The 25,720-nt window shown below is 62.6% G+C and carries 35 protein-coding genes; 3 read left to right on the top strand and 32 right to left on the bottom strand.

Annotation, left to right across the window (positions count from 1 at the left end; genetic code table 11):
• The first annotated feature begins 51 nt into the window (after positions 1 to 51).
• From typA to ACCQ04_RS04980, 3 genes are all read left to right on the top strand, one after another.
• The gene (gene typA / locus ACCQ04_RS04990; RefSeq protein ID WP_016904579.1) at positions 52 to 1,881 is read left to right on the top strand and encodes a translational GTPase TypA; all 1,830 of its coding nucleotides are present in this window, start codon (positions 52 to 54) and stop codon (positions 1,879 to 1,881) included.
• 70 nt (positions 1,882 to 1,951) lie between these two features.
• Positions 1,952 to 2,371, top strand: a complete 420-nt coding sequence (locus ACCQ04_RS04985; protein WP_026064834.1) for a DUF2127 domain-containing protein — start codon at positions 1,952 to 1,954, stop codon at positions 2,369 to 2,371.
• A gap of 106 nt (positions 2,372 to 2,477) precedes the next feature.
• Positions 2,478 to 4,082, top strand: coding sequence for an amidase (locus tag ACCQ04_RS04980; RefSeq protein ID WP_226427131.1), 1,605 nt, complete (start codon positions 2,478 to 2,480; stop codon positions 4,080 to 4,082).
• Here the strand turns inward: ACCQ04_RS04980 and ACCQ04_RS04975 are convergent.
• The 32 genes from ACCQ04_RS04975 to fusA form a co-directional block, all read right to left on the bottom strand.
• Positions 4,072 to 5,199, bottom strand: a complete 1,128-nt coding sequence (locus tag ACCQ04_RS04975; RefSeq protein ID WP_226426754.1) for a mechanosensitive ion channel family protein — start codon at positions 5,197 to 5,199, stop codon at positions 4,072 to 4,074. The two genes, ACCQ04_RS04980 and ACCQ04_RS04975, sit on opposite strands and share 11 nt — an antisense overlap.
• Positions 5,200 to 5,284: 85 nt before the next feature.
• Entirely contained in the window at positions 5,285 to 6,676 is a 1,392-nt protein-coding gene (locus tag ACCQ04_RS04970) for a class II 3-deoxy-7-phosphoheptulonate synthase (protein ID WP_046345812.1), read from the bottom strand.
• A 48-nt stretch (positions 6,677 to 6,724) separates the two neighbouring features.
• A complete protein-coding gene (locus ACCQ04_RS04965) occupies positions 6,725 to 7,243 on the bottom strand; it encodes a disulfide bond formation protein B (RefSeq protein WP_024938561.1) in 519 nt (172 codons plus the stop codon).
• A gap of 324 nt (positions 7,244 to 7,567) precedes the next feature.
• Complete coding sequence (gene rplQ, locus ACCQ04_RS04960) at positions 7,568 to 7,951, bottom strand: 50S ribosomal protein L17 (protein ID WP_003486665.1); 384 nt, start codon at positions 7,949 to 7,951, stop codon at positions 7,568 to 7,570.
• 180 nt (positions 7,952 to 8,131) lie between these two features.
• Positions 8,132 to 9,130, bottom strand: coding sequence for a DNA-directed RNA polymerase subunit alpha (locus ACCQ04_RS04955; RefSeq protein WP_002811635.1), 999 nt, complete (start codon positions 9,128 to 9,130; stop codon positions 8,132 to 8,134).
• A gap of 53 nt (positions 9,131 to 9,183) precedes the next feature.
• Positions 9,184 to 9,810: a 30S ribosomal protein S4 gene (gene rpsD, locus ACCQ04_RS04950; RefSeq protein ID WP_024938562.1), complete on the bottom strand. Its 627-nt coding sequence runs from the start codon at positions 9,808 to 9,810 to the stop codon at positions 9,184 to 9,186.
• A gap of 15 nt (positions 9,811 to 9,825) precedes the next feature.
• A complete protein-coding gene (gene rpsK / locus ACCQ04_RS04945; protein WP_003486671.1) occupies positions 9,826 to 10,218 on the bottom strand; it encodes a 30S ribosomal protein S11 in 393 nt (130 codons plus the stop codon).
• A gap of 10 nt (positions 10,219 to 10,228) precedes the next feature.
• The gene (gene rpsM / locus ACCQ04_RS04940) at positions 10,229 to 10,585 is read right to left on the bottom strand and encodes a 30S ribosomal protein S13 (protein ID WP_003486672.1); all 357 of its coding nucleotides are present in this window, start codon (positions 10,583 to 10,585) and stop codon (positions 10,229 to 10,231) included.
• Positions 10,586 to 10,917: 332 nt separating this feature from the next.
• A complete protein-coding gene (gene secY, locus ACCQ04_RS04935; RefSeq protein ID WP_016900648.1) occupies positions 10,918 to 12,285 on the bottom strand; it encodes a preprotein translocase subunit SecY in 1,368 nt (455 codons plus the stop codon).
• Positions 12,286 to 12,292: 7 nt separating this feature from the next.
• Positions 12,293 to 12,736 carry a 50S ribosomal protein L15 gene (gene rplO, locus ACCQ04_RS04930; RefSeq protein WP_226426755.1) on the bottom strand — a complete coding sequence of 148 codons (444 nt, stop codon included), beginning with the start codon at positions 12,734 to 12,736 and terminating at the stop codon, positions 12,293 to 12,295.
• Between the two features lie 4 nt (positions 12,737 to 12,740).
• Positions 12,741 to 12,932, bottom strand: a complete 192-nt coding sequence (rpmD, locus tag ACCQ04_RS04925; protein ID WP_024938563.1) for a 50S ribosomal protein L30 — start codon at positions 12,930 to 12,932, stop codon at positions 12,741 to 12,743.
• A complete protein-coding gene (gene rpsE, locus ACCQ04_RS04920) occupies positions 12,925 to 13,467 on the bottom strand; it encodes a 30S ribosomal protein S5 (RefSeq protein ID WP_003486682.1) in 543 nt (180 codons plus the stop codon). Before rpsE ends, rpmD begins: the two co-directional genes overlap by 8 nt.
• Positions 13,468 to 13,626: 159 nt before the next feature.
• Positions 13,627 to 13,986: a 50S ribosomal protein L18 gene (gene rplR, locus ACCQ04_RS04915; RefSeq protein ID WP_016900655.1), complete on the bottom strand. Its 360-nt coding sequence runs from the start codon at positions 13,984 to 13,986 to the stop codon at positions 13,627 to 13,629.
• Positions 13,987 to 14,074: 88 nt separating this feature from the next.
• Positions 14,075 to 14,602 (bottom strand): 50S ribosomal protein L6, encoded by a 528-nt coding sequence (gene rplF / locus ACCQ04_RS04910; RefSeq protein ID WP_024938564.1) that lies wholly within the window; start codon positions 14,600 to 14,602, stop codon positions 14,075 to 14,077.
• 15 nt (positions 14,603 to 14,617) lie between these two features.
• Entirely contained in the window at positions 14,618 to 15,016 is a 399-nt protein-coding gene (gene rpsH, locus ACCQ04_RS04905) for a 30S ribosomal protein S8 (RefSeq protein WP_010371096.1), read from the bottom strand.
• A gap of 205 nt (positions 15,017 to 15,221) precedes the next feature.
• Positions 15,222 to 15,527 carry a 30S ribosomal protein S14 gene (rpsN, locus tag ACCQ04_RS04900; RefSeq protein WP_005917137.1) on the bottom strand — a complete coding sequence of 102 codons (306 nt, stop codon included), beginning with the start codon at positions 15,525 to 15,527 and terminating at the stop codon, positions 15,222 to 15,224.
• Positions 15,528 to 15,545: 18 nt separating this feature from the next.
• The gene (rplE, locus tag ACCQ04_RS04895; RefSeq protein ID WP_010371090.1) at positions 15,546 to 16,088 is read right to left on the bottom strand and encodes a 50S ribosomal protein L5; all 543 of its coding nucleotides are present in this window, start codon (positions 16,086 to 16,088) and stop codon (positions 15,546 to 15,548) included.
• Positions 16,089 to 16,099: 11 nt separating this feature from the next.
• On the bottom strand, positions 16,100 to 16,417 hold the full coding sequence (gene rplX, locus ACCQ04_RS04890; protein ID WP_003486696.1) for a 50S ribosomal protein L24: 318 nt from the start codon (positions 16,415 to 16,417) through the stop codon (positions 16,100 to 16,102).
• A gap of 15 nt (positions 16,418 to 16,432) precedes the next feature.
• On the bottom strand, positions 16,433 to 16,801 hold the full coding sequence (gene rplN, locus ACCQ04_RS04885; RefSeq protein ID WP_003486699.1) for a 50S ribosomal protein L14: 369 nt from the start codon (positions 16,799 to 16,801) through the stop codon (positions 16,433 to 16,435).
• Positions 16,802 to 16,815: 14 nt separating this feature from the next.
• Positions 16,816 to 17,085, bottom strand: coding sequence for a 30S ribosomal protein S17 (rpsQ, locus tag ACCQ04_RS04880; RefSeq protein ID WP_016900663.1), 270 nt, complete (start codon positions 17,083 to 17,085; stop codon positions 16,816 to 16,818).
• Between the two features lie 11 nt (positions 17,086 to 17,096).
• On the bottom strand, positions 17,097 to 17,282 hold the full coding sequence (gene rpmC, locus ACCQ04_RS04875) for a 50S ribosomal protein L29 (RefSeq protein ID WP_006450638.1): 186 nt from the start codon (positions 17,280 to 17,282) through the stop codon (positions 17,097 to 17,099).
• Entirely contained in the window at positions 17,282 to 17,695 is a 414-nt protein-coding gene (gene rplP, locus ACCQ04_RS04870) for a 50S ribosomal protein L16 (protein ID WP_011036127.1), read from the bottom strand. Before rplP ends, rpmC begins: the two co-directional genes overlap by 1 nt.
• A 5-nt stretch (positions 17,696 to 17,700) precedes the next feature.
• The gene (rpsC, locus tag ACCQ04_RS04865) at positions 17,701 to 18,435 is read right to left on the bottom strand and encodes a 30S ribosomal protein S3 (protein ID WP_024938565.1); all 735 of its coding nucleotides are present in this window, start codon (positions 18,433 to 18,435) and stop codon (positions 17,701 to 17,703) included.
• A gap of 17 nt (positions 18,436 to 18,452) precedes the next feature.
• The gene (rplV, locus tag ACCQ04_RS04860) at positions 18,453 to 18,788 is read right to left on the bottom strand and encodes a 50S ribosomal protein L22 (protein ID WP_002811686.1); all 336 of its coding nucleotides are present in this window, start codon (positions 18,786 to 18,788) and stop codon (positions 18,453 to 18,455) included.
• A gap of 12 nt (positions 18,789 to 18,800) precedes the next feature.
• The gene (gene rpsS, locus ACCQ04_RS04855) at positions 18,801 to 19,070 is read right to left on the bottom strand and encodes a 30S ribosomal protein S19 (protein ID WP_005993369.1); all 270 of its coding nucleotides are present in this window, start codon (positions 19,068 to 19,070) and stop codon (positions 18,801 to 18,803) included.
• A gap of 6 nt (positions 19,071 to 19,076) precedes the next feature.
• Positions 19,077 to 19,904 carry a 50S ribosomal protein L2 gene (gene rplB / locus ACCQ04_RS04850; protein ID WP_003486715.1) on the bottom strand — a complete coding sequence of 276 codons (828 nt, stop codon included), beginning with the start codon at positions 19,902 to 19,904 and terminating at the stop codon, positions 19,077 to 19,079.
• Between the two features lie 10 nt (positions 19,905 to 19,914).
• Complete coding sequence (gene rplW / locus ACCQ04_RS04845) at positions 19,915 to 20,214, bottom strand: 50S ribosomal protein L23 (protein WP_002811694.1); 300 nt, start codon at positions 20,212 to 20,214, stop codon at positions 19,915 to 19,917.
• Positions 20,211 to 20,816 (bottom strand): 50S ribosomal protein L4, encoded by a 606-nt coding sequence (gene rplD, locus ACCQ04_RS04840; RefSeq protein WP_024938567.1) that lies wholly within the window; start codon positions 20,814 to 20,816, stop codon positions 20,211 to 20,213. The genes rplW and rplD overlap by 4 nt, the downstream gene beginning before the upstream one ends.
• A gap of 12 nt (positions 20,817 to 20,828) precedes the next feature.
• Entirely contained in the window at positions 20,829 to 21,479 is a 651-nt protein-coding gene (rplC, locus tag ACCQ04_RS04835; RefSeq protein ID WP_005993363.1) for a 50S ribosomal protein L3, read from the bottom strand.
• 11 nt (positions 21,480 to 21,490) lie between these two features.
• A complete protein-coding gene (rpsJ, locus tag ACCQ04_RS04830; protein WP_003486723.1) occupies positions 21,491 to 21,802 on the bottom strand; it encodes a 30S ribosomal protein S10 in 312 nt (103 codons plus the stop codon).
• A gap of 456 nt (positions 21,803 to 22,258) precedes the next feature.
• Positions 22,259 to 23,449, bottom strand: a complete 1,191-nt coding sequence (gene tuf, locus ACCQ04_RS04825) for an elongation factor Tu (protein ID WP_003486726.1) — start codon at positions 23,447 to 23,449, stop codon at positions 22,259 to 22,261.
• A 48-nt stretch (positions 23,450 to 23,497) separates the two neighbouring features.
• Positions 23,498 to 25,615: an elongation factor G gene (gene fusA / locus ACCQ04_RS04820; RefSeq protein WP_046345811.1), complete on the bottom strand. Its 2,118-nt coding sequence runs from the start codon at positions 25,613 to 25,615 to the stop codon at positions 23,498 to 23,500.
• Positions 25,616 to 25,720 lie beyond the last annotated feature (105 nt).

Below are 25,720 nucleotides of genomic sequence, written 5' to 3'. Positions count from 1 at the left end.
TGTCGGGCTTACCTCATCTCAAGACTGGCGCCAGACAGGGGCCCTTTCCGCATGTCTATCGAAAAACTCCGCAATATCGCCATCGTCGCGCACGTTGACCATGGCAAGACCACCCTCGTCGACTGCCTGCTGAAGCAGTCCGGCACCCTGTCCGAACGCACCGTGCTGGCTGAGCGCGTGATGGACAGCAACGACCAGGAAAAGGAGCGTGGCATCACGATCCTGGCCAAGAACACGGCCATCACCTGGAACGGCAACCGCATCAACATCGTCGACACCCCGGGACACGCCGACTTCGGTGGCGAAGTCGAGCGCGTGCTGTCGATGGTGGACTCGGTGCTGATCCTGGTCGATGCGATGGACGGCCCGATGCCGCAGACCCGCTTCGTCACCCAGAAGGCGTTCGCGATGGGCTTCAAGCCGATCGTCGTGGTCAACAAGATCGACCGTCCCGGCGCACGCCCGGACTGGGTCATCGACCAGGTGTTCGACCTGTTCGACAAGCTCGGCGCAACCGACGAGCAGCTGGACTTCCCGATCGTCTACACCTCCGCCCTGAACGGCTACGCCAGCCTGGATTCGAGCGTGCGCGACGGCGACATGACCCCGCTGTACGAAGCGATCATGCAGCACGTGTCGGCACCGGACGTGGATCCGGACGGCCCGTTCCAGATGCGCATCAGTCAGCTCGACTACAACAACTTCGTCGGCGTGATCGGCATCGGCCGCATCCAGCGCGGCGTGCTGAAGAAGAACATGCCGGTCAGCGTGATCGACCGCGAAGGCAAGAAGCGCCAGGGCAAGGTGCTGCAGGTGCTGGGCTTCCTCGGCCTGGAGCGCATCGAGCAGGACACCGCCGAGGCCGGCGACATCGTCGCCATCTCCGGCGTGGCCGAGCTGACCATTTCCGACACCGTGTGTGCGCTCGACGCCCCGGAAGCGCTGCCGGCGCTGACCGTGGACGAGCCCACCATCTCGATGACCTTCCAGGTCAACAACTCGCCGTTCGCCGGCAACAAGGACCTGTCCGGCGGCAAGTTCCTGACCAGCCGCCAGCTGCGCGACCGTCTGGACCGCGAGAAGGTGCACAACGTGGCACTGAAGGTCGAGGAAGGCTCCGACGCCGACAAGTTCCTGGTCTCCGGCCGTGGCGAACTGCACCTGTCGGTGCTGATCGAGAACATGCGTCGTGAAGGCTACGAGCTGGCCGTGTCGCGCCCGGAGGTCATCATCAAGGAAATCGACGGCAAGCAGATGGAGCCGATCGAACAGCTGGTGGTGGACATTGAAGAACAGCACCAGGGCGGCGTGATGGAAAAGCTGGGCACCCGCAAGGGCCAGCTGAAGAACATGGAGCCGGACGGCAAGGGCCGCGTGCGCCTGGATTACATGATCCCGGCGCGTGGCCTGATCGGTTTCCAGAACGAGTTCCGCACCCTGACCCAGGGCTCGGGCCTGCTGTTCCACGTGTTCGACCATTACGGTCCGAAGGAACAGGGCGCGATCGCCAAGCGTCAGAACGGCGTGATGATTGCCAACGCAGCGGGCGCCACCCCGGCCTATGCACTGGGGCCGTTGGAAGAGCGTGGCCGCCTGTTCGCTGCCGAAGGCGACAACGTGTATGAAGGTCAGCTGGTCGGTATCCACTCCAAGGACAACGACCTGACCGTCAACGCGATCAAGACCAAGCCGCTGACCAACATGCGCGCCTCGGGCAAGGACGATGCGATCAAGCTGACCCCGGCGATCAAGTACACGCTGGAGCAGGCACTGGACTTCATCGAGGACGACGAGCTGGTGGAAGTCACCCCGAAGGAAATCCGCCTGCGCAAGAAGTTCCTCACCGAAAGCGACCGCAAGCGCGCTGGCCGTTCCGGCTAAACACGGGACGTCCATCTTCGTGAGCAACACGCCCTACAGCCCGGATCCGCGTGCGCATCCGGGGCTGCATGTGATCGCCTTGCTAGAGGCGGTCAAGGGGACGCTTGCGCTGTTGGCGGCGACGGGCCTGGAAATTCTGGGCCCGCTCCCGCTGCAGAACGCGGTCAGCACACTGATCCGCCGCTTCAACCTGGATCCCGACCACGGCGCACTGCCGTCGTTGCTCAAGACCATCAGTCCCGACGCCGTCCATCTGGCTGCTGCCGCAATGCTGGCCTATGGCCTGTTGCACGTGGTGGAAGCCTGGGGTCTGTGGCGTGCCAAGGCCTGGGCGTCACTGCTGGGCTGCCTGTCGGCGGCCATCTACCTGCCTTTCGATATCTACGCCATCGTCCGCCATCCCGGCTGGACCGCCTGGGGCGTGCTAGCGATCAATCTGATCGTGGTCGGCGTGCTGGCACGCGATCTGATCAAGCGCCGGCGCCGCTGAGCCCCCCCTGCCCGTCTGCGGGCATGTCATACACATTGTCACCCCGCCGCAGCGCCGTTAGCCTGCGAATAGTCCCCGGGGAACACCGCCAATGCGATCCACCACCTTGTCCTTCGCGCTGCTGCTTGCGCTGTGCGGCTGTGCGCATACCGAAAGCCTGACCCCGGTCGGTGCCAACGCAGCCACTGCCAGGCAAGACGATCTGATCGACGCCGACATCGTCGGCCTGCAGGCACGCATGGCGTCCGGCACGATCAGCAGCCTGGACCTGACCCGCGCGTACCTGCAGCGTATCGCCACCATCGATCGCGCCGGGCCCACTCTCAATTCGGTGATCGAACTCAACCCGCAGGCCGAAGCCGACGCTCGTGCATTGGACGCCGAACGCCGCGCTGGCCATGTGCGCGGGCCTCTGCATGGCATTCCGGTACTGCTCAAGGACAACATCGATGCGCTGCCGATGGTTAACAGCGCCGGCTCGCTGGCATTGGCCGATTTCAGGCCCGGCCGCGATGCGTTTCTGGTGCAGCGCCTGCGCGCCGCTGGCGCGGTGATCCTGGGCAAGACCAACCTGAGCGAGTGGGCCAACTTCCGCTCCACCAAGTCCAGCTCCGGCTGGAGCGCACGCGGCGGGCTGACCCGCAATCCGTACGCGCTGGATCGCAATCCCTGCGGCTCCAGTGCCGGCACCGGCGCGGCGATCGCCGCCAGCCTGGCCACGGTCGGCATCGGCACCGAAACCGACGGCAGCATCACCTGCCCGGCCTCGGTGAACGGCCTGGTCGGGCTCAAACCGACCGTGGGCCTGGTCAGCCGCGACGGCATCATTCCGATCTCGGCCTCCCAGGACACCGCCGGCCCGATGACGCGCAGCGTCGCCGATGCGGCGGCGGTGCTGCAGGCGATTGCCGCGCCCGACCCGCAGGATCCGGCCGCGCGCACTGCACCGACGTCCACACCGGACTATCTGGCGCATCTCAGACCCGATGGCCTGCGCGGCGCCCGCCTGGGCCTGCTGCGCAATCCCTTGCGCGAAGATCCGGCCATTGCCGCCACGCTGGAGCGCGCCGTGCAGACGCTGCGCGCCGCCGGCGCCACCGTGATCGAAACCAGCCTGGCAACCGAGGGCCAGTGGGATGCCGCCGAGCAAACGGTCTTGTTGGTCGAGTTCAAGGCCGGCCTGAACGCGTATCTGCGCAGCCACGCCGCGCCGGTGTCGAGCCTGGAGCAATTGATCGCCTTCAATCGCAGCCACGCGCAGCGCGAGATGCCCTACTTCGGACAGGAGCTGTTCGAGCAAGCGCAGGCCGCGGCCGGACTGGACGATGCCGCGTATCTCACGGCCCGCGCCACTGCCAAACGGCTGGCCGGGCCGGACGGCATCGACGCCGCGCTGCAGGCCAATCGCCTGGACGCGCTGATCGTGCCGACCACCGGTGCTGCCTGGGTCACCGACCTGGTCAAGGGCGATACCTTTCCCGGAGCCGGCTATGGTGCGGCTGCGGTGGCCGGTTATCCCAGTCTGAGCGTGCCCATGGGGCAAACCCAGGGCCTGCCGCTGGGCTTGTTGTTCATGGGCAGTGCCTGGAGCGAGCCGCGCCTGATCGAACTGGCCTACGCCTACGAACAACGCAGCAAGGCGCGTGTTGCGCCCCGCTATGCGCCGACTGCGCCCAGCGGACCGGCGGCCGCGCCTGCAGCTACACCGTAGTCGCAGGCTCGCCGTCTTCGGCACCGGGCGAGCGTACGCTCTCCTGGGCGATGGGCGCGGCGGCACGCAGGGGGGGCTTTTCCTGCGCGGCGATTTCGGCGCGGATCCTGGGCAGTGCGTACGGGTGCTCGCGGGTCAGGAAGTCGATCATGCGCTCGCGGCTGATGCAGCGCAGATCGAACGCATCGCCGGAATTGCGCGCGCTCACCAGCAGGCGCACCTGGATCGTGCTTTCGCTGGTCTCGGTCACCTGGGTCACGCACACGCGCCCATCCCACAACGGCTCGCTCTTGCAGATGCGCTCCAGCTCGGCACGCACCGCCGAGATCGGGGTGCGGTAGTCCAGCCACAGGAATGCGGTACCGAGCAGGTCGGCGCTGCTGCGCGTCCAGTTCTGGAACGGGTGCTCGATCCACCAGGTCAACGGCACCACCATGCGCCGCTCGTCCCAGATCCGCACCACCACATACGAGCTGCCGATCTCCTCGATGCGGCCCCATTCGCCTTCCACGATCACCACATCGTCCAGCCGGATCGGCTGGGTCAGGGCGATCTGCAAACCGGCGATCAGGTTGCCGAACACCGGCTTGGCCGCGATACCGGCTACCAGGCCGATGATGCCGGCCGAGGCCAGCAGCGTCTTGCCGATCTGGCGCACCTGCGGAAAGGTCAGCAGCACCACCGAGATGCCGAGCAGGATCACCGCGCCCATCACCACCCGGCTCAGCACGCGTGTCTGGGTCTGGATGCGCCGTGCGGTGAGGTTGTCGGACACCTCGATCGGGTTGCTGCGCAGGATCGCCATCTCGCCGGCGGCGACCGCGCGCACCAACAGCCAGGTCACGCAGCCGACGATGCCGACGTGCAGCAGATGCTGCATTGCCGCCAGCCCCTTGCCGGATAGCGGCGTCGCTTCGGTGGCGACGCCCAGAAACAGCAGCGGCAGAATGAAGGCAGCCGGCAGCGTGACCACGCGGATGATGCGTGCACGGCGATAGTCGCGGCCCTGCATGCGGCGAAACAGCCACAGCATCAGCGACCAGGTGACGATGCCCGCCAGCAGCGCGGCACCAAGCGGGATTGCGTATTCGCGGATGACGTTCCAATCGGCAGTCAAACCGTTCCTCCTGTGGGGGAAAAGAGGGATGGCTGCAGCATCATGCCGCACGCGGCATGAGCATCACGTCATGCGTACGGTGACATCACGCGCCCAGCGGCTGCGACGCCACCTGCTGTTGCTTGCGCACGATCGCCATTGCGATTTCCAGCGACTGCTCGTAGTTCAGCCGCGGATCCACGCTGGAGCGGTAGGCGCGTTCCAGATCGCGCTCGGTCAACTCGCGCGCGCCACCGGTGCATTCGGTGACGTCTTCGCCGGTCAGTTCCAGATGCACCCCGCCCAGCCGCGTCCCGGCGGCCGCATGCAGATCGAACGACAACTCGACCTCGCTGCGGATATTGTCGAAACGCCGTGTTTTATAGCCATTTCCGGTGCTTTCGGTATTGCCGTGCATCGCATCGCACACCCACAACACCCGACGCCCATCGCGCTTGACCGCCTCCAGCAGCGGCGGCAACTTCTCGGCGATCTGCGCCGCGCCCATGCGATGGATGAAGCTCAGGCGGCCGGGTTCGTCTTCGGGATTGAGCACGTCGATCAGACGCAACAGCTGATCCGGCTGCACCGACGGCCCTACCTTGATCGCGATCGGATTACGCACGCCACGCAGGTATTCCACATGCGCGCCATCCAGCGCGGCGGTACGCATGCCGATCCACGGGTAATGCGTGCTCAGGTTGAACCAGCCCCACTGGCGCGGCACCTGCCGGGTCAGGCCTTCCTCGTACGGCAGCAACAGCGCCTCGTGCGAGGTGTAGAAGTCGATGCGATTGAGGTTGTAGACCTCCGCGCCGGACAAGGTCTCCATAAAGCGCACCGCATCGCCGATCGATGCCACCATCTTCTGGTAGTCCGCCGCCAGCGGCGAATACCCCACCCAGTCCAGATTCCAGTATTCGGGATGGTGCAAGTCGGCAAAGCCGCCGTCGATCAGGGCGCGTACGAAATTCATCGTCATCGCCGAGCGCGAATGCGCGGTGATCATGCGCTGCGGATCCGGCACGCGCGCCGCTTCGGTGAAGGCTGGCGCGTTGATCACATCGCCGCGGTAGCTCGGCAAGGTCACCCCGTCGCGGGTTTCGGTATCGGCCGAGCGCGGCTTGGCGTACTGCCCGGCAAAGCGCCCTACCCGCACCACCGGCAGGTGCAGGCCATGCACCAGCACCAGGCTCATTTGCAGCAGCACCTTCAGGCGATTGGAGATCGTGCCCGATTCGCAATCGCTGAAGTTCTCGGCGCAATCGCCGCCCTGCAGCAGGAAGCGCTTGCCTTCCTGCGCCTCCGCCAGCTGGCGCTTGAGCGCAAAGATTTCCCAGGAGGTCACCAGCGGCGGCAGCTGCCGCAACTCGCCCAGCGTGTGTTCCAACGCAACGGCGTCCGGGTAGACCGGCATCTGCAACGCCGGACGCTGCCGCCAGCTCTGCGGCGACCACTGCTCTGCCTGGTTGACGGACGAATGAGGGGAAGCGGACATCGTGAACTCCAGAAATCTCGGGCGCCGGCCAGCGCCGGAACGAAACGATCAGAACAATTTGCGCGGACCACGCTGCCTGAAGCCGGCGTACAGCGCCCACAGCGCCAGGCCCACGAACCACAGCATGCTCCACATCGGCATGCTCAGGCCCAGAAAGCGCCAATCGATATTGCCGCAGTCGCCGGTGCCGGTCAGCACGGTGCGGAACACTTCGAACGGCCCCATCGTCTCGCTCAGGAAACTCAACGGCGGCCCGCACGAGGACATCATGTCCTTGGGCCGGATCTGCACCCAGACATGCCGCGCCGCGATGCCCATGCCGACGCCGGCAGCGATGAAGCTCAGCACGCCATAGAGCTTGCGCGTGCCCGCCGCGCGCGGCCCATGCAACGCGCCCAGCAGAAACAACAGCGCCAGCGCCGCAAACGCGATCCGCTGGAAGATGCATAGCGGGCATGGCTCCAGCCCAAGATGCAGCTGCACATAGATCGCGTAGGCAAGCAATCCTGCGCAGGCAAGAAAGCCCAGCAAGAACTGCGCCCGGAAACCCCAACGAAATGGATTCATCGCTACCGCTTGCCTAGGATCGAATGCCCGATTATCAGCCATCGCTGCCGCGGTGACCACGGATGCCTGCATCGGGCAGGTCGCCCGGCAGCAGGCCCGGTGCAGCCATGCATGTCGCCAGTCATGTGTCGGCCTGCAGACCCTCGACACCGCCCGTAGACGGCCGCCTTTGCGGCGGTGAGCTTGATCCTGGTTGAGCCATGCACATCGCTGCGCTGTTGCCGAAACACCCATACCAAGACCGACCGCCATGGTCCGGCACAGGCAATAAAAAAGCCCGGCGCTAGCCGGGCTTTTCGAGAATCTTTGCGAAGGGCGAACCGATTACTCGGCCACTTCCTCGGCGACGACCGGACGGTCGACCAGCTCGACATACGCCATCGGCGCATTGTCACCGGCACGGAAGCCGGCCTTCAGGATGCGCAGGTAGCCGCCGGGACGGGTCGCGTAACGCGGGCCCAGTTCGACGAACAGCTTGCCCACTGCTTCCTTGTCGCGCAGGCGAGCGAACGCCAGACGACGATTGGCAACGCCATCGACCTTGCCGATGGTGATCAGCGGCTCGGCGACGCGACGCAGTTCCTTTGCCTTCGGCAAGGTGGTCTTGATCAGCTCGTGCTTGAACAGCGACGCGGCCATATTGCGGAACATGGCTTCGCGGTGCGCGCTGGTACGGTTGAATTTACGACCGGATTTCTGGTGACGCATGAGTGTGATTTCCTAAGGAATGTTGAGACTGCTTGAGAGACGCTGTCGCCATCCTGGCGCTGTTGAATGGACTGCGGTTGGTCCGAGCCGGCCGTCCTTTGACCGGATGTCACCGCGGGCTTTGGCCCGTCGATGTAAAAAAACAGCATGGGCGCCCGAAGACGCCCATGCGGTGATGCATTAACCAAGCATGCCGTGCTGGGCGACACCGGCCGGCGGCCAGTTCTCCAGCTTCATGCCCAGTGCAAGGCCGCGCTGTGCCAGCACTTCCTTGATTTCGGTCAGCGACTTCTTGCCGAGGTTCGGGGTCTTGAGCAGCTCCACTTCGGTCTTCTGGATCAGATCACCGATGTAGTAGATGCTCTCGGCCTTCAGGCAGTTGGCCGAACGCACGGTCAGCTCGAGGTCGTCGATCGGGCGCAGCAGCACCGGATCCACGCCGCTGGCAGCCGGCTTGGCCGCACCGCGATCGCGGTGGGTGAAATCGCCGAACACCGATAGCTGATCGCTGAGGATGTCGGCGGCGGTGCGCACGGCTTCCTCGGCATCGATCGTGCCGTTGGTTTCGATATCGATCACCAGCTTGTCGAGGTCGGTGCGCTGTTCAACGCGCGCAGCTTCCACGGCATAGGCAACGCGACGCACCGGCGAGAACGACGCATCCAGCATCAGACGACCGATGGTGCGGGTCTCTTCGTCCGGACGACGACGCGCGGCAGCCGGCTGATAGCCGAAACCACGCTCGATCTTCAGGCGCATGTTCAGCGCCGTGTCCTTGGTCAGGTGGCAGATCACGTGGTCGCCGTTGATGATCTCGACGTTGTGATCGGTCCTGATGTCGGCCGCAGTGACCGTGCCCGGACCCTGCTTGGACAACGACAGCGTCGCGCTGTCGCCACTATGCATACGAATCGCCACGTCTTTCAGGTTGAGCAGGACGTCAAGCACGTCTTCCTGCAGCCCTTCGACCGTGGTGTACTCGTGCAGCACGCCGTCGATCTCGACCTCGGTGATCGCAAAACCCGGGATCGACGACAACAGCACACGACGCAGGGCATTGCCCAGCGTGTGCCCGTAACCGCGCTCCAAGGGCTCGATCACGACCTTTGCGCGATTGTCGGTAAGACGTTCGATCTGCGGACCACGGGGGCGCAGAACCTGGTTGGCGGTAACCGTCATGTTGCGGGGTCTCCTGCGAACCTCCGGCGGTGCGGGAGGCTCTCCAATGTGAATTACTTCGAATACAACTCGACGATCAGCGCTTCGTTGATATCCGAAGGCAGGTCAGCGCGATCCGGAACGGCTTTGAACACGCCGCTGAACTTCTTCGAATCGACTTCGACCCACGACGGCGTCATGTCGTGCTGCTCAGCCACGGTCAGGGCTTCCTGCACGCGAAGCTGCTTCTGTGCCTTTTCCGACAGCGTGATCGCATCGCCAGCCTTGATCTGGTACGAAGCCAGATTCACCGACTTGCCATTGACCAGCACGCCACGGTGCGACACCAGCTGGCGCGCGGCCGGACGGGTGACGGCAAAGCCCATGCGGTAGCAGACGTTGTCCAGACGGGTTTCCAGCAACTGCAGCAGGTTCTCGCCGGTGTTGCCCTTCTTGGTCGAGGCCTTCTTGTAGTAGTTGCGGAACTGACGCTCCAGCAAACCGTAAATGCGCTTGACCTTCTGCTTTTCGCGCAGCTGGGTGGCATAGTCGGAGAGCTTGCCTTTGCGAGCCGCGCCGTGTTGGCCGGGCTTCTGCTCAAGCTTGCACTTGGAGTCCAGCGCGCGCGCCGGGCTCTTGAGGGAAAGATCGACGCCTTCGCGGCGGGCGAGCTTACAGGTAGGACCGATATAACGAGCCATTTCTTATCGCTCCCTTTAGACGCGACGCTTCTTCGGCGGACGGCACCCGTTGTGCGGGATTGGCGTCACGTCGATGATGTTGGTGATCTTGTAGCCCACGTTGTTCAACGAACGCACGGCCGACTCACGGCCCGGACCCGGACCCTTGATACGCACTTCCAGCGACTTCACGCCGTAGTCGAGCGCAGCGCGGCCAGCCTTTTCGGCGGCAACCTGAGCAGCGAACGGGGTCGACTTGCGCGAACCACGGAAACCGGCGCCGCCGGACGTGGCCCACGACAGTGCATTGCCCTGGCGATCGGTGATGGTGACGATGGTGTTGTTGAACGAAGCGTGGACGTGAGCGACGCCGTCAGTGATGACGCGCTTGATCTTCTTCTTCGTTTTCTTTTCTGCTGGCTTTGCCATGATCTATCCCTTACTTCCTGATCGCCTTGCGCGGACCCTTGCGGGTGCGGGCGTTGGTACGGGTGCGCTGACCACGCAGCGGGAGACCACGGCGATGACGCAGACCGCGATAGCAGCCCAGGTCCATCAGTCGCTTGATCGCGATACCGATTTCGCGGCGCAGGTCGCCTTCGACGACATACTTGCCGACCTCGGCGCGCAGGCGCTCGATTTCGGGTTCGGACAGATCACGAATCTTCGTGGTCGAGGTAACGCCTGCGGATTCGCAGAGCTTCTTCGAACGGGTACGGCCGATGCCGTAGATGCTTTGCAACCCGACCCAGACGTGCTTCTGGGCTGGCAGGTTGACGCCTGCAATACGCGCCATGACGCGATTCTCCAACTGAGTGATGGCCCGACGGCGCCCAGGCGCCATCCGGCAGGATGGATCAAAAGTGAACTCGGAATTGTAGCAAGGCCTCGGATTGCTTTGAAGCCCGTGGAACCAAAAGTTCCATGGACCCGGCGTGGGGAGTGTGCCCTCGCTCCGGCGCCGGACGATGTTGATCCAGAAAACTTCTCCGAATCGCCTGTACTACTCCCGCACAGGACCACCTCGTCACACCCGCGCGCGAGACGTCGCGCGAGCCGCCCTTCTGATCGGAAGATCGTGGCCCGGGAACCAGGCCGTCTTCACGCAATGAAGATCTAGTGTACCACTTAACTGCGCGCCAGACCGCCGCGCGAGCCACCCTTGAGGTTGGCCTTCTTCAGCAGGCTCTCATACTGATGCGACATCAGATGGGCCTGGATCTGCGCGATGAAGTCCATCACCACCACCACGGCGATCAGCAACGACGTACCACCGAAGTGGAACGAGGTACCCAGCTGGGTGCGCATGATTTCAGGCAGCAGGCAGACGATCACCAGGTACAACGAACCCGCTGCGGTCAGGCGCGTCAGCACGCCGTCCACATAGTCAGCCGTCGCCTTGCCCGGACGGATACCGGGAATCAGTGCGCCCGACTTCTTGAGGTTGTCGGCGGTTTCCTGAGAGTTGAACACCAGCGCGGTATAGAAGAACGCGAAACCGATGATCAGTGCGGCGAACACCAGCATGTGCACCGGCTCGCCGGGCCCGAGCGCATTGGCGATCTTCTGCAGCCACGAACCCACACCGCTGCCAGACGCCGCCTGACCCGACCACATGGACAACGTGGCCGGGAAGGCCAGGATGCTGGAGGCGAAGATCGGCGGAATCACGCCTGCCATGTTGAGCTTCAACGGCAGGAACGAGGTCTGGTTCATGTACGCATTGCGGCCGCCCTGGCGGCGTGCGTAATTGACTGTGATACGCCGCTGCCCGCGCTCGACGAACACCACGAACAGCGTGAACGCCAGAATGGTGATGACGATCAGCAGCAGCGAGATGAAGCTCAGATTGCCTTCGCGGAAGGCCTCGACGGTCTGGATCGCCGCCGACGGAAGGCCTGCAACGATGCCGGCAAAGATGATCAGCGACACGCCGTTACCGATGCCACGCTCGGTGACCTGCTCGCCCACCCACATCAGGAAGATGGTGCCGGCAGTCAGCGCAATCACTGCGGTGAGCACAAAGCCCATGCCCGGCGCGTACACCACCGGAGCGCCACCAGGCGCGGTCTGGTTCTGCAGTGCCAGCGCGATACTGCCGCCCTGCACCACCGCCAACAACACCGCACCGATGCGCGAATACTGGGTGATCTTGCGTCGGCCGGATTCGCCTTCCTTCTGCATCGCCTTGAGGGCGGGAAAGATGTGCGTGGCCAACTGGATCACGATCGATGCCGAGATATACGGCATCACGTTCAACGCAAAAATACTGAAACGGTGCAGGGCGCCGCCCGAGAACATGTTGAACATGTCCACGATGCCGCCGCCCTGCGCCTGCATCAACGAAAGCATGGCATCGGGATTCACGCCCGGCACCGGCACATAGCAGCCGATGCGATAGACGATCAATGCCCCGAGGACGAACAGTAGCCGCTGGCGAAGTTCCGTGAACTTGCCGAGCCCGCCACCGAGGTTACCAATGCCAGCCTGCGCCATCTGCCGATTACTCCTCTACGCTGCCGCCGGCAGCTTCGATTGCTGCCTTGGCGCCCGCACTTGCGGCGACACCCTTCAGCACGAACTTCTTGCTCAGCTCGCCCTTCAGCACGATCTTCGCCTTCTTGGCGCGGCTCGGGACCAGATTGGCCGCACGCAGCGCTGCAAAGTCGATCTTACCGGCTTCCAGCTTGTCCAGCTGGTAGGACAACACTTCGGCACTGTCACGCGCCATCTTGGAACGGAAGCCGATCTTCGGCAGACGGCGCTGCATCGGCGTCTGGCCGCCTTCGAAGCCGGCCTTGATCTTGCCGCCGCCCTTGCGAGCGAACGAACCCTTGTGGCCGCGGCCGCAGGTCTTGCCGAGGCCGGAGCCGATGCCGCGACCGACGCGGGTGCGCTCGGTACGGGCGCCGTCGGCGGGCTTGAGGTCATTGAGATGCAAAGTCATGGGATTAGTCCTCAACCTTGACGAGGTAGTGAACGGTATTGATCAGACCGCGAACCTGCGGGCTGTCCTTCAGTTCACGCACATCGTTGAGCTTATTCAGGCCCAACGCACGCACCGACAGGCGGTGACGCGACTGGGTTCCACGCAGGCCACGCACCAGGCGCACCTTCACGGTCTTGTTGGTGTCCTTAGCCATGGTTGAGCTCCTCCACCTTCTTGCCGCGCTTGGCCGCAACACGGGCCGGCGACTGCACTTCCGACAGACCCTTCAGGGTTGCACGGACCAGGTTGATCGGATTACGCGAACCAACCGCCTTGGCCAGCACGTTCTTGACGCCGACCGCTTCCAGCACGGCGCGCATGGCACCGCCGGCGATGACGCCCGTACCTTCCGACGCCGGCTGCATGTAGACGCGTGCTGCGCCATGGCCGGACTTGACGGCATGCCACAAGGTACCGTTGTTCAGATCCACAGTCGCCAGGTTCTTGCGCGCCTGCTCCATCGACTTCTGGATGGCGACCGGCACTTCGCGCGCCTTGCCATAACCGAAACCGACCTTGCCCAGACCATCGCCGACCACGGTCAACGCGGTGAAGGTGAACTGGCGACCGCCCTTGACCGTCTTGCTGACGCGATTGACCGCGACCAGCTTTTCGATCATGCCATCGTCGACTTTCTCTTCGCGGTTACGGTCGCGATCACGACCCCGCGGTGCACGTTCTTCTGCCATCTTGATTCCTTGATTGATTGGGTATGTACGGCTCGAAGCCGCTTATGGTTGTGAAGTCACGCTGTGTTCCCGGCACCGTTGCAAAAGAACGGGACGGTCCGGCATCTCCCCTGCCGGCGGTAACGCGGATGTGGCCGATGGCCACATCCGCAGCAGTGCTTAGAACTGCAGGCCGCCTTCGCGAGCTGCGTCGGCCAGCGCCTTGATACGGCCATGGTAGCGATAGCCCGAGCGGTCGAATGCGACCTTCTCGATGCCCGCAGCCTTGGCGCGCTCGGCGATCAGCTTGCCGACCTTGACGGCCGCATCGCTGTTCTTGCCGTTCTTCAGACCTTCCTTGACGTCGGCCTGCAGGGTGTTCGCCGCAGCGATCACCTTGGAGCCATCGGCGGTGAAGACCTGCGCATACAGATGCTGGCCGGTGCGCAGCACCGACAGGCGAGCGACGCCCAGTTCACGGATGTGCGAACGGGTGGACTTTGCGCGACGCAGACGGGCGATGTTCTTGTTGATGCTCATGATATTTATCCTACGGAAGCTGAAGGGAAAGCGCGCTCCTATCAAAAGTCCGCACAGGGATGTGCGGGCTCTTGCGAGGGACTCGCCATTAAGCCTTCTTGGCTTCCTTGCGAATGATGACTTCACCGGCGTACTTCACACCCTTGCCCTTGTAGGGCTCCGGCGGACGGAAACCGCGAATCTTGGCGGCAACTTCGCCGACGCGCTGCTTGTCGGCGCCCTGGACCACGATTTCGGTCTGGGTCGGGGTCGACAGCGTGATGCCTTCCGGCGCCACGAACACCAGCGGGTGCGAGAAGCCGAGCGCCAGGCTCAGGTCCTTGCCCTGCATGGCGGCACGGTAACCGACGCCCACCAGCTCGAGCTTGCGCTCGAAGCCTTCGGACACGCCCTTGACCATATTGGCAAGGATGGCGCGCACGGTGCCGGTGATGGCGATCTGCGACGGCTCGTTGGCCGACAGCGTGGCAACGTCGCCGTCAACGGCGATTTCGACGCCAACCGGCTTCGGCAGGGTCAGGGTGCCCTTCGGGCCCTTGACGCTGACCAGCTCGGGCTGGACCTTGAGTTCAACACCCTTCGGAAGGGAGACAGGCTTCTTGGCTACACGGGACATGATCGATTCCTTCCCTTAGGCCACGAAGCACAGGACTTCACCACCAACGCCGGCTTCGCGAGCCTGCGCATCGGTCATGATGCCCTTCGACGTGGAAATGATGGCGATACCCAGGCCACCCAGGACCTTGGGCAGCTCGGTCTTGCCGCGGTACTGGCGCAGACCCGAGCGCGAGAAACGCTTCAGGGTCTCGATGACCGGACGGCCTTCGAAATACTTCAGCACGATTTCCAGCTCCGACTTGTTGTTCTCGGTCGCTGTCACGCGCAGGTCGGTGATGTAACCCTCGTCCTTCAGGACCTGGGCGATCGCGACCTTGATCTTGGACGACGGCAATTTCACCGTCTGCTTACCAACCGCGGCCGCATTCTTGATGCGTACCAGCAGGTCGGCGATGGGATCAGTCATGCTCATATGAGTACCTTTGAGTGCACCGATATCCGCTTTCGCGAAAATCTTGTGTTTTCCTGGGGATGGGCCAGGACCCTTTACGCCATGCCAGGCCCGTGCGGGCAAGACAGAAGCGGAAGTATACGACAAAAGAGCCCGACTTGCGTCGGACTCCCATGTTGAACAGAACCATCCTGCTCAAGCCGGCCGCGAGCGACCGGCAATGCTGTTACCAGCTTGCCTTGCGCAGGCCAGGAACGTCGCCGTTCATGGTGGCCTTGCGCAGCATGTTGCGACCCAGACCGAACTTGCGGTAGACACCGCGCGGACGACCGGACAACTCGCAACGGTTGCGGTGGCGGCTCGGCGACGAATCGCGCGGCAGCTTCTGCAACTTGGTCGACGCGTCGATCTTCTCTTCGTAGGACGCATCCTGACTGGAGAGGATCTTCTTCAGCGCATCACGCTTGCCGGCGAATTTCTTCGCCAGCTTTGCACGCTTGATGTCGCGGTGGATCATGGAGGTCTTTGCCATTTCGGATGTCCTCGACGGTCAGTTACGGAACGGGAACTTGAACGCTGCCAGCAGCGCCTTCGCTTCCGCATCCGTCTTGGCGGTGGTGGTGATGGCGATATCCATACCGCGGATCGCGTCGACGGCGTCGAAGTCGATTTCCGGGAAGATGATCTGTTCCTTCACACCCATGTTGAAGTTGCCACGACCGTCAAAGGAGCGACCCGAAACACCACGGAAGTCGCGCACGCGCGGCAGCGAGATGTTGATCAGACGATCCAGAAACTCGTACATCTTGGCGCGACGCAACGTGGTCTTGCAGCCGATCGGCCAACCGTCACGAATCTTGAACGATGCGACCGAAACGCGCGACTTGGTGACCACCGGCTTCTGACCGGAGATCTTGGACATGTCGGCGACCGCATTTTCCAGAATCTTCTTGTTGGTAGCCGCCTCGCCCACGCCCATGTTGAGCGTGACCTTGACCAGCTTCGGCACTTCCATCGGATTGGTGTAGCCGAATTCCTTCATCAGGGCCGGCACCACGTTTTCCTTGTAAAACTTTTCGAGACGAGTGTTCATGATCGCATTCCTCAGGCGTCGAGCGCCTCACCGCTGGAGCGGAACACACGCAATTTGCGTCCATCCTCCAGCACCTTGAAGCCAACGCGCTCGCCCTTGCCCGTTGCCGGGTTGACGATATTGACGTTGGAGATATGGATCGACGCTTCACGCTCGACCACGCCGCCGGCGACACCCGCCTGCGGGTTCGGCTTGGTGTGGCGCTTGATGACGTTGGCATTGGAGACGATCACGCGATCGCCATCCACACGCACAACTTCACCCTGCTTACCCTTGTCCTTGCCGGTGTTGATGACGACCTGGTCGCCCTTCTTGATACGGTTAGCCATGTATATGTCCTCCGCTCACAGCACTTCGGGAGCGAGCGAGACGATCTTCATGAACTTCTCGGAACGCAGCTCGCGCGTCACCGGCCCGAAGATGCGGGTCCCGATCGGCTCCTGCTTATTGTTCAACAGCACAGCGGCGTTGCCATCGAAGCGGATCAGCGAACCGTCGGGACGGCGCACACCCTTGCGGGTACGCACCACGACGGCGTCGTAGACTTCGCCCTTCTTGACCTTACCGCGCGGAATGGCGTCCTTGACGGTCACCTTGATGATGTCGCCAATGTGTGCGTAACGGCGCTTGGAGCCGCCCAGCACCTTGATGCACATCACTTCCTTGGCACCCGAATTGTCGGCGACATCGAGGTAGCTCTGCATCTGGATCATGATTCAGATCTCCCTTATTCGGCCGAACGGGTGACGATTTCGACCACCCGCCAGTTCTTGGTCTTGGACATTGGAGCAATCTCGGTCACACGCACGACATCGCCTTCGTTGCAGGCATTGTCGGCGTCGTGTGCGTGGAGCTTGGACGAGCGCTTGATGTACTTACCGTACAACGGGTGCTTGACCTGGCGCTCCACCAACACGGTGACCGTCTTGTCCATCTTGTTGCTGACGACACGGCCTTCGACCGTGCGCAGCGCTTGCTTTTCGTTGTTGTCGCTCATCGCGGCCGTCCTTACTTGGTGCTGCCGAGCAGGTACTTGACGCGAGCAATCTCGCGGCGCACCCGGCGGGTATCGTGGGTCTTCGGCAGCTGGCCGGTGACCTGCTGCATACGGAGCGAGAACTGCTCCTTACGCAGATCGGTCAGGTGGGCCTTCAGTTCGTCAGCCGACTTCTCGCGGAGTTGTTTGATATCCATCAGCGCACCGTCCGGGTCACGAAAGTGGTGGTCACCGACAATTTCGCGGCGGCAAGGCGGAACGCCTCACGTGCGATATCCTCGGGAATACCCTCGATTTCATAGATCATGCGGCCCGGCTGAATCTGCGCGACCCAGTACTCCACGTTGCCCTTACCGGAGCCCATGCGGACTTCGATCGGCTTCTTGGTGATCGGCTTGTCGGGGAACACACGAATCCACATCTTGCCGCCCTTCTTGACGTGGCGGCTGATCGTACGACGTGCTGCTTCAATCTGACGCGCGGTCAGCTGACCGTGCGCGGTTGCCTTGAGGCCGTACTCGCCGAAGCTGACGGCGTTTCCGCTCCATGCCAGGCCGTCGTTACGGCCCTTGTGCATCTTGCGATATTTGGTTCGCTTGGGTTGCAACATTGCCGTTACCTCGCTTCACGAGCCGGGCGCGAAGGACGGTCACCACGGTCGCCGCGATCGTTACGATCGTTGCGCGGGCTGTCGTCCTGCTTCTCCTGGCCAACCTGGGAGAAGTCGAAGACCTCACCCTTATAGATCCAGACCTTGATGCCGATGATGCCGTACGTCGTGGACGCCTCGGCAAAACCGTAATCGATGTCGGCACGTAGCGTGTGCAGCGGCACGCGGCCTTCGCGGTACCACTCCGAACGGGCAATTTCTGCACCGTTGAGGCGGCCAGCCACATTGACCTTGATGCCCAGGGCACCCAAGCGCATCGCGTTGCCGACCGAGCGCTTCATTGCGCGGCGGAACATGATGCGACGCTCAAGCTGCTGCGCGATCGACTCGGCGACCAGCTGCGCATCCAGCTCCGGCTTGCGCACTTCGGTGACGTTGATGTGGGCAGGAACACCCATCATCGCGCTCACTTCCTTACGCAGCTTTTCGATGTCCTCGCCACGCTTGCCGATCACCACGCCCGGACGGGCGGTGTGGATCGTCACGCGGGCGGTTTTGGCAGGGCGCTCGATCAAGATCTTGCTGATACCTGCCTGCGCGAGCTTCTTGCGCAGCATTTCACGCACTTTCAGGTCGGCTGCCAGGTAGGCGGCGAAGTCGGCCTTGCTTGCGTACCACTTGGAATTCCAGTCCTTGGCGATGCCAAGGCGAATTCCAGTCGGATGAACTTTATGACCCATGGTCTTTTCCTTTCCGCTTACTTGGCGGCGCCGACAATCACAGTGATGTGACTGGTGCGCTTGAGGATGCGGGTACCGCGGCCTTTCGCCCGCGCCATGAAACGCTTCAGGGAGGGACCCTCATCAACCATGATGGTCTTGACCTTCAGCTCGTCGACATCCGCGCCCTGATTGTTCTCGGCATTGGCAATAGCCGACTCCACAACCTTCTTGATCAGGTGCGCAGCCTTCTTGTCCGAGAACTTCAGCAGATTGACCGCACGTTCGGCGGACAGTCCACGCACCTGGTCAGCGACCAGGCGGGCCTTCTGCGGGGAGATGCGCGCGGTGCGCAGGATTGCTTTCGCTTCCATCGTCATCTCTCCTTACCTGCTCGACTTCTTGTCGCCACCGTGACCCTTGAAGGTCCGGGTGACGGCAAATTCGCCGAGCTTGTGGCCGACCATATTCTCGTTGACGAGCACCGGAATGTGGTTCTTGCCGTTATGCACGGCGATGGTGATGCCTACCATTTCCGGCAGGATCATCGAACGGCGCGACCAGGTCTTGATCGGCTTCTTGCTACCCGCAGCGGACTCCACCTTCTTTGCAAGGTGGTGATCGACGAACGGGCCCTTCTTAAGTGAACGTGCCATGGTCGATTAGCCCCTACGATCGCGGACGATGAATTGCTGGGTGCGCTTGTTCTTGCGCGTCTTGTAACCCTTGGTCGGAACACCCCACGGGGTGACCGGATGCGGATTACCCTGGCCAGCCTTGGCCTCACCACCACCGTGCGGGTGATCGACCGGGTTCATGGCCGCACCGCGAACGGTCGGGCGAACACCGCGCCAGCGCTTGGCGCCAGCCTTGCCCAGCTTCTCGAGGTTGTGCTCGTCGTTGCCGACTTCGCCGATGGTGGCGCGGCACTCGACCGGCACCTTGCGCATTTCGCCCGAGCGCAGACGCAGCGTGGCATAGATGCCTTCGCGAGCGACCAGCTGGACGGCTGCACCGGCAGCACGTGCGATCTGAGCGCCCTTACCCGGCTTCAGCTCGATACCGTGGACCGTCGTACCGACCGGGATGTTGCGCAGCGGCAGCGTATTGCCGGTCTTGATCGGTGCGTTGGCACCGGCAATGACCTGATCGCCAGCCTTCAGGCCCTTGGGGGCGATGATGTAGCGACGCTCGCCGTCGACGTAGCACAGCAGGGCGATATGAGCGGTACGGTTCGGATCGTATTCGATCCGCTCCACACGCGCCGGAATGCCTTCCTTGTTGCGCTTGAAGTCGATGATGCGGTAGTGCTGCTTATGACCACCACCGACGTGACGCACGGTGATGCGGCCATGGTGGTTACGACCACCGGACTTGCTCTGCGAGTCGAGCAGCGCCGCGTGCGGTGCGCCCTTGTGCAGATCGGGGGTGACCACGCGCACGGCGGAACGACGGCCGGGAGAGGTGGGTTTGAACTTCATCAATGGCATGGGATGGACCTCAGGCCTTGGCCGTTACGTCGATGGACTGACCATCAACCAGGCGGACGTACGCCTTGCGCCAATTGCCACGGCTGCCAGCACGGTTACGGAAGGACTTGCTCTTGCCCTTGACGTTGACCACGTTGACCGCTTTGACCTTGACGTCGAACAGCTGCTCAACCGCGGCCTTTACATCGGCCTTGGTGGCTTCGTTCGAAACTTCGAAGACATACTGGTTGGAGATTTCCTGCAGGCGCGCGGTCTTTTCGGAGACTCGCGGAGCACGCAGCACGCTGAAGATTTTTTCGTTGCTGCTCATGCCAGCCACTCCTCGACCTTCTTGACCGCATCGGCGGTGATCACGACCGTATCGGCCCCGACCAGAGCGACCGGATCCAGACCCTGCACATCACGCACCTGCACATACGGCAGATTGCGGGCGGACAGATACAGGTGCTCGGACGCTTCCTCGGTGACGATCAGCGGGCGCTTGCCCACGTCCAGTCCCTTCAGCTTCTCGATCAGACCCTGGGTCTTGGTGGTTTCGACGTCGAACGCATCGACGATCATCAGGCGACCCTGGCGATTAAGCTCAGAGAAGATCGCGCAGATGGCCGCACGGTACATCTTGCGGTTGACTTTCTGTTCGAAGCTGCGCGGCTTGGCCGCAAAGGTCACGCCGCCGCCGATGAAGATCGGAGCCGTCAGCGCGCCATGACGCGCACCGCCGCCCTTCTGCTTCTTCGACTTCTTGGTCGTGCCCGCAACTTCCGAACGCGTCTTCTGAGCCTTGGTACCAGCGCGGCCGGCATTGCGATAAGCGACGACGACCTGGTGAACCAGATCTTCGCTGAATTCGCGACCGAACACGGCATCGGAGACCGAGACCTTGTTGTTGCTACCCGTGATAACGAGTTCCATCGTCATCTCTCCTTATGCCTTGCTCGCCGGACGGACGATCACGTCGCCACCAGCTGCGCCAGGCACGGCGCCGCGGATAGCAATCAGACCACGCTCGACGTCGACCTTGACCACTTCCAGGTTCTGCGTGCTTTGCTGCACGGCGCCCATGTGGCCCGACATCTTCTTACCCGGGAAAACGCGACCCGGGGTCTGGCGCTGACCCAACGAACCCGGCGCGCGATGCGACAGCGAGTTACCGTGAGTTGCATCGCCCATACGGAAGTTGTAGCGCTTGATGGTGCCCTGGAAACCCTTACCCTTGGTGACGCCCTGGACGTCGACCTTCTGGCCGACCTCGAAGATGTCCGCCTTGATTTCGCCGCCGACGGCGAAATCGCCGAGCTGCGCATCTTCAACGCGGAATTCCCACAAGCCGCGACCCGCTTCCACCTTCGCCTTGGCGAAGTGACCAGCGGCCGGCTTGTTGACCAGTGCGGCGCGACGCGCGCCAACGGTAATCTGCACTGCGCTGTAACCGTCGGTTTCAACGGTCTTGATCTGCGCGATGCGGTTCGGAGTTGCTTCGATCAGCGTAACCGGCACCGAGCGGCCATCTTCAGTGAAGACGCGGCTCATGCCAGCCTTGCGGCCCACGAAGCCCAACGAATATTTCTTCGTCATGGTCGTAGTCCTCAGGTCAACTTGATCTGTACGTCGACGCCAGCCGCGAGTTCGAGCTTCATCAGCGCGTCCACGGTCTTGTCGTTCGGGTCGACGATATCGAGCACACGCTTGTGCGTGCGGGTTTCGTACTGGTCACGCGCATCCTTGTCGGCATGCGGGGATACGAGGATGGTGTAACGTTCGATCTTGGTCGGCAACGGGATCGGGCCACGCACTTGCGCGCCGGTCCGCTTAGCCGTTTCGACGATCTCGCTGGCCGAACGGTCGATCAAACGATGATCGAACGCCTTCAACCGAATCCGGATCTTTTGTTCCGACATGACGGAAGCTTCCTTCGTTAAAAGAGCGACGGGCAAGGCCTCTGGGATACCTGCCCCGATATTCCTGACGTAGATGAAATCGCCGCGCATCCTGCTAGCGAGGGCATTTCCTCCGCCCAAAAACTGAGGCAGACCGGTAAACCGGCCTGCCCAGACGGAAAAGTATAGTGCGCAACAAGAGCACGGTCAACAACATGTGAGTTGTTGAGTGCTCCATGCAACGCGACCTTCCCGGTCTGGCGAACACGAGCGGCATCCTGCCGTTCTTTTCGCTGTAACTCAGCGCCCTACCCAGGGACACCGAGCCGCGCATTATAGCGGCGTGATTGTGGTCGCGCAAGCACCCTGCCCTATAAGGACGTCTGCGAGCCCTGGCCCCGGACCAAAAAAAGGGCCGGCTTGCGCCGACCCTCCTTCTTGCAGATCCAGCGACTAAAGCCGCAGGATTGCAGGCACTTACTTGATGATCTTGGCAACCACACCGGCGCCGACGGTACGACCGCCTTCACGGATGGCGAAGCGCAGACCTTCGTCCATCGCGACCGGGTTGATCAGGGTCACGACCATCTTCACGTTGTCGCCCGGCATCACCATCTCCACGCCTTCCGGCAGCTGGCAGGCGCCAGTGATGTCGGTGGTGCGGAAGTAGAACTGCGGACGATAGCCCTTGAAGAACGGGGTATGACGGCCACCCTCGTCCTTGGACAGCACGTAGACTTCGGCTTCGAACTCGGTGTGCGGCTTGATCGAACCCGGCTTGCACAGCACCTGGCCACGCTCGACGTCGTCACGCTTGGTGCCGCGCAGCAGCAGACCGGCGTTGTCGCCTGCCTGACCCTGGTCCAGCAGCTTGCGGAACATTTCCACGCCGGTGACGGTGGTCTTCTGGGTGTCGCGGATGCCGACGATTTCGATTTCGTCGCCAACCTTGATGATGCCGCGCTCGATACGACCGGTCACCACGGTGCCGCGGCCGGAGATCGAGAACACGTCTTCGACCGGCATCAGGAACGGACGGTCGACGTCGCGGGTCGGCTCCGGAATGAACGAATCCAGCGCCTCGACCAGCTTCAGGATCGCCGGCACGCCGATGTCGCTCTGGTCGCCGTCCAGCGCCAGACGCGCCGAACCGTGGATGATCGGGGTGTCATCGCCCGGGAAGTCGTACTTGCTGAGCAGCTCGCGCACTTCCATCTCGACCAGCTCGAGCAGCTCGGCGTCGTCGACCATGTCGGCCTTGTTCAGGAACACTACGATGTGCGGCACGCCGACCTGACGCGAGAGCAGGATGTGCTCGCGGGTCTGCGGCATCGGGCCGTCAGCAGCCGAACACACCAGGATCGCGCCATCCATCTGCGCTGCACCGGTGATCATGTTCTTGACGTAGTCGGCGTGGCCGGGGCAATCGACGTGCGCGTAGTGACGGGTCGGGGACTCGTATTCGACGTGGGCGGTCGAAATCGTGATGCCGCGCGCCTTCTCTTCCGGCGCCGCGTCGATCGCATCGTACGCCTTGAACTCGCCACCGAAACGCTCAGCACCGATCTTGGTCAGCGCGGCTGTCAACGTGGTCTTGCCATGGTCAACGTGACCGATGGTGCCGACGTTCACGTGCGGCTTGGTGCGCTCAAATTTAGCTTTTGCCATGACTAACTACCTCTAATTGAAAAATTTGTGAGAAGCGGCTGAGCGAACTCAGCCCTTCTTGGTGACGGCGTCGGCGATGTTGGCCGGTGCCTCTTCGTAGTGGTCGAATTCCATCGAGAACGTCGCGCGCCCCTGGCTCATCGAGCGCAGCGAGGTCGCGTAGCCGAACATTTCACCGAGCGGAATCATCGCGTTGATGATCTTGCCCGACGGGCTGTCGTCCTGACCCTGCAGCACGCCACGACGACGGCTCACGTCGCCCATCACGTCACCCAGGTAATCCTCCGGGCTGACGATTTCGACCTTCATGATCGGCTCCAGCAACACCGGGCTGGCTTTCGCAAAGCCCTGCTTGAACGCCATCGACGCGGCCAGCTTGAACGCCATTTCTGAAGAGTCGACGTCGTGGTACGAGCCGAACACCAGCTTGACCTTCACGCCCACCACCGGGAAGCCAGCGATCGGACCACTGGTGATCGTCTCGCGCAGACCCTTTTCGACCGAGGGGATGAATTCCTTCGGAATGATGCCGCCGGTGATGTCATTGATGAAGAGGAAATCGTCCTTGACGTTGTCGCTCTTGCGATCTTCCTCGGTCATCGGCGACAGCTCGATCACCACGTGACCGTACTGACCCTTACCACCGGACTGCTTGGCGTGCTTGTAGTCGGACTTGACGTCGGACTTGCGGATGGTTTCGCGATAGGCCACCTGCGGCTTGCCGACGTTGGCCTCGACGTTGAACTCGCGACGCATACGGTCGACGATGATGTCCAGGTGCAACTCGCCCATGCCCGAGATGATGGTCTGGCCGGATTCTTCGTCGGTCTTGACGCGGAACGAGGGATCTTCCTGCGCCAGACGGCCCAGGGCCATACCCATCTTTTCCTGGTCCGACTTGGTCTTGGGCTCCACCGCCATCGAGATCACCGGCTCCGGGAACACCATGCGCTCCAGGGTGATGACCTTGTCCTGCGCACACAGCGTGTCGCCGGTGGTGACGTCCTTCAGACCCACGGCAGCGGCGATGTCACCAGCACGCACTTCCTTGATCTCTTCGCGATTGTTGGAGTGCATCTGCAGGATGCGGCCCACGCGCTCTTTCTTCGACTTGACCGGGTTGTAGACCTGGTCGCCGGAGTTCAACGTGCCCGAGTAGACACGGAAGAACGTCAGCGAGCCCACGAACGGGTCGGTCATGATCTTGAACGCCAACGCCGAGAACGGCGCGGTATCGGTGGCCGGACGAGTGTCTTCCTTCTCGTCCTCATCGATACCCTGGACCGGCGGACGGTCGGCCGGCGACGGCAACAGGTGCACGACGCCGTCGAGCATGGCCTGCACGCCCTTGTTCTTGAACGCCGAGCCGCAGAACACCGGCACGATTTCGACCTTCAGGGTGCGCTCGCGCAGACCCACCAGGATCTCTTCTTCGCTCAGGTCGCCTTCGTTGAGGTACTTGTCCATCAGGTCTTCGCTGGCTTCTGCAGCCGCCTCGACCATGAACGAACGCGCCTCGGTCGCGATCTCGACCAGATCGGCCGGGATGTCACGGTATTCGAAGGTGGTGCCCTGCGATGCGGTATCCCAATGGATCGCCTTCATCTTGAGCAGGTCGACCACGCCCTCGAAGCCGTCTTCGGCGCCGATCGGCACCTGCATCGGCACGGCGTAGGCACCCAGACGGGCCTTCAGCTGCTCGACGACCTTGTCAAAGTTGGCACCTGTACGGTCCATCTTGTTGACGAAGGCCATGCGCGGCACGGAGTACTTGTTGGCCTGGCGCCACACGGTCTCGGACTGCGGCTGCACGCCACCGACGGCGCACAGCACGAACACCGCACCGTCGAGCACGCGCAAGGAGCGCTCCACTTCGATGGTGAAGTCAACGTGCCCGGGGGTGTCGATGATGTTGAAGCGGTGCTGCGGCATGGACTTGTCCATGCCCGACCAGAACGCGGTGGTCGCAGCGGAGGTGATGGTGATACCACGCTCCTGCTCCTGCTCCATCCAGTCCATCACTGCAGCGCCGTCATGGACTTCGCCGATCTTGTGACTGACACCGGTGTAGAACAGGATGCGCTCGGAAGTGGTGGTCTTGCCGGCATCGATGTGGGCCATGATGCCGAAGTTGCGGTAACGCTCGATAGGGGTGGTGCGGGCCACGGGGAGCCTCTCAATTTCTTGGATTTCGGATGGCCGAACGCCGCCTTTCGGCGGCCTTCGGATTGGATGCGACGCGTAACGCGTCGCAAACAGCACTCAGATGGT

It is taken from the genome of Xanthomonas sp. NCPPB 2866, assembly GCF_041475745.2.
Classification (GTDB): Bacteria; Pseudomonadota; Gammaproteobacteria; order Xanthomonadales; family Xanthomonadaceae; genus Xanthomonas; species Xanthomonas arboricola.
Note: the sequence above shows the minus strand (reverse complement) of the source record. Positions and strands in the feature narration are given on the sequence as shown.

What these genes read in the sequence shown, in the direction of transcription:
- typA (WP_016904579.1), top strand. Translation starts at nt 52, where the DNA reads ATGTCTATCGAAAAACTCCGCAATATCGCCATCGTCGCGCACGTTGAC.
- ACCQ04_RS04970 (WP_046345812.1), bottom strand. Translation starts at nt 6,676, where the DNA reads ATGTCCGCTTCCCCTCATTCGTCCGTCAACCAGGCAGAGCAGTGGTCG.
- ACCQ04_RS04965 (WP_024938561.1), bottom strand. Translation starts at nt 7,243, where the DNA reads ATGAATCCATTTCGTTGGGGTTTCCGGGCGCAGTTCTTGCTGGGCTTT.
- rplQ (WP_003486665.1), bottom strand. Translation starts at nt 7,951, where the DNA reads ATGCGTCACCAGAAATCCGGTCGTAAATTCAACCGTACCAGCGCGCAC.
- ACCQ04_RS04955 (WP_002811635.1), bottom strand. Translation starts at nt 9,130, where the DNA reads ATGACGGTTACCGCCAACCAGGTTCTGCGCCCCCGTGGTCCGCAGATC.
- rpsD (WP_024938562.1), bottom strand. Translation starts at nt 9,810, where the DNA reads ATGGCTCGTTATATCGGTCCTACCTGTAAGCTCGCCCGCCGCGAAGGC.
- rpsK (WP_003486671.1), bottom strand. Translation starts at nt 10,218, where the DNA reads ATGGCAAAGCCAGCAGAAAAGAAAACGAAGAAGAAGATCAAGCGCGTC.
- rpsM (WP_003486672.1), bottom strand. Translation starts at nt 10,585, where the DNA reads ATGGCGCGTATTGCAGGCGTCAACCTGCCAGCCCAGAAGCACGTCTGG.
- secY (WP_016900648.1), bottom strand. Translation starts at nt 12,285, where the DNA reads ATGGCGCAGGCTGGCATTGGTAACCTCGGTGGCGGGCTCGGCAAGTTC.
- rplO (WP_226426755.1), bottom strand. Translation starts at nt 12,736, where the DNA reads ATGACTTTGCATCTCAATGACCTCAAGCCCGCCGACGGCGCCCGTACC.
- rpmD (WP_024938563.1), bottom strand. Translation starts at nt 12,932, where the DNA reads ATGGCTAAGGACACCAACAAGACCGTGAAGGTGCGCCTGGTGCGTGGC.
- rpsE (WP_003486682.1), bottom strand. Translation starts at nt 13,467, where the DNA reads ATGGCAGAAGAACGTGCACCGCGGGGTCGTGATCGCGACCGTAACCGC.
- rplR (WP_016900655.1), bottom strand. Translation starts at nt 13,986, where the DNA reads ATGAGCATCAACAAGAACATCGCCCGTCTGCGTCGCGCAAAGTCCACC.
- rplF (WP_024938564.1), bottom strand. Translation starts at nt 14,602, where the DNA reads ATGTCCCGTGTAGCCAAGAAGCCTGTCTCCCTTCCGAAGGGTGTTGAA.
- rpsH (WP_010371096.1), bottom strand. Translation starts at nt 15,016, where the DNA reads ATGAGCATGACTGATCCCATCGCCGACCTGCTGGTACGCATCAAGAAT.
- rpsN (WP_005917137.1), bottom strand. Translation starts at nt 15,527, where the DNA reads ATGGCAAAGACCTCCATGATCCACCGCGACATCAAGCGTGCAAAGCTG.
- rplE (WP_010371090.1), bottom strand. Translation starts at nt 16,088, where the DNA reads ATGAACACTCGTCTCGAAAAGTTTTACAAGGAAAACGTGGTGCCGGCC.
- rplX (WP_003486696.1), bottom strand. Translation starts at nt 16,417, where the DNA reads ATGGCTAACCGTATCAAGAAGGGCGACCAGGTCGTCATCAACACCGGC.
- rplN (WP_003486699.1), bottom strand. Translation starts at nt 16,801, where the DNA reads ATGATCCAGATGCAGAGCTACCTCGATGTCGCCGACAATTCGGGTGCC.
- rpsQ (WP_016900663.1), bottom strand. Translation starts at nt 17,085, where the DNA reads ATGAGCGACAACAACGAAAAGCAAGCGCTGCGCACGGTCGAAGGCCGT.
- rpmC (WP_006450638.1), bottom strand. Translation starts at nt 17,282, where the DNA reads ATGGATATCAAACAACTCCGCGAGAAGTCGGCTGACGAACTGAAGGCC.
- rplP (WP_011036127.1), bottom strand. Translation starts at nt 17,695, where the DNA reads ATGTTGCAACCCAAGCGAACCAAATATCGCAAGATGCACAAGGGCCGT.
- rpsC (WP_024938565.1), bottom strand. Translation starts at nt 18,435, where the DNA reads ATGGGTCATAAAGTTCATCCGACTGGAATTCGCCTTGGCATCGCCAAG.
- rplV (WP_002811686.1), bottom strand. Translation starts at nt 18,788, where the DNA reads ATGGAAGCGAAAGCAATCCTGCGCACCGCGCGCATCTCCCCGCAGAAG.
- rpsS (WP_005993369.1), bottom strand. Translation starts at nt 19,070, where the DNA reads ATGGCACGTTCACTTAAGAAGGGCCCGTTCGTCGATCACCACCTTGCA.
- rplB (WP_003486715.1), bottom strand. Translation starts at nt 19,904, where the DNA reads ATGCCATTGATGAAGTTCAAACCCACCTCTCCCGGCCGTCGTTCCGCC.
- rplW (WP_002811694.1), bottom strand. Translation starts at nt 20,214, where the DNA reads ATGAGCAGCAACGAAAAAATCTTCAGCGTGCTGCGTGCTCCGCGAGTC.
- rplD (WP_024938567.1), bottom strand. Translation starts at nt 20,816, where the DNA reads ATGGAACTCGTTATCACGGGTAGCAACAACAAGGTCTCGGTCTCCGAT.
- rplC (WP_005993363.1), bottom strand. Translation starts at nt 21,479, where the DNA reads ATGACGAAGAAATATTCGTTGGGCTTCGTGGGCCGCAAGGCTGGCATG.
- rpsJ (WP_003486723.1), bottom strand. Translation starts at nt 21,802, where the DNA reads ATGTCGGAACAAAAGATCCGGATTCGGTTGAAGGCGTTCGATCATCGT.
- tuf (WP_003486726.1), bottom strand. Translation starts at nt 23,449, where the DNA reads ATGGCAAAAGCTAAATTTGAGCGCACCAAGCCGCACGTGAACGTCGGC.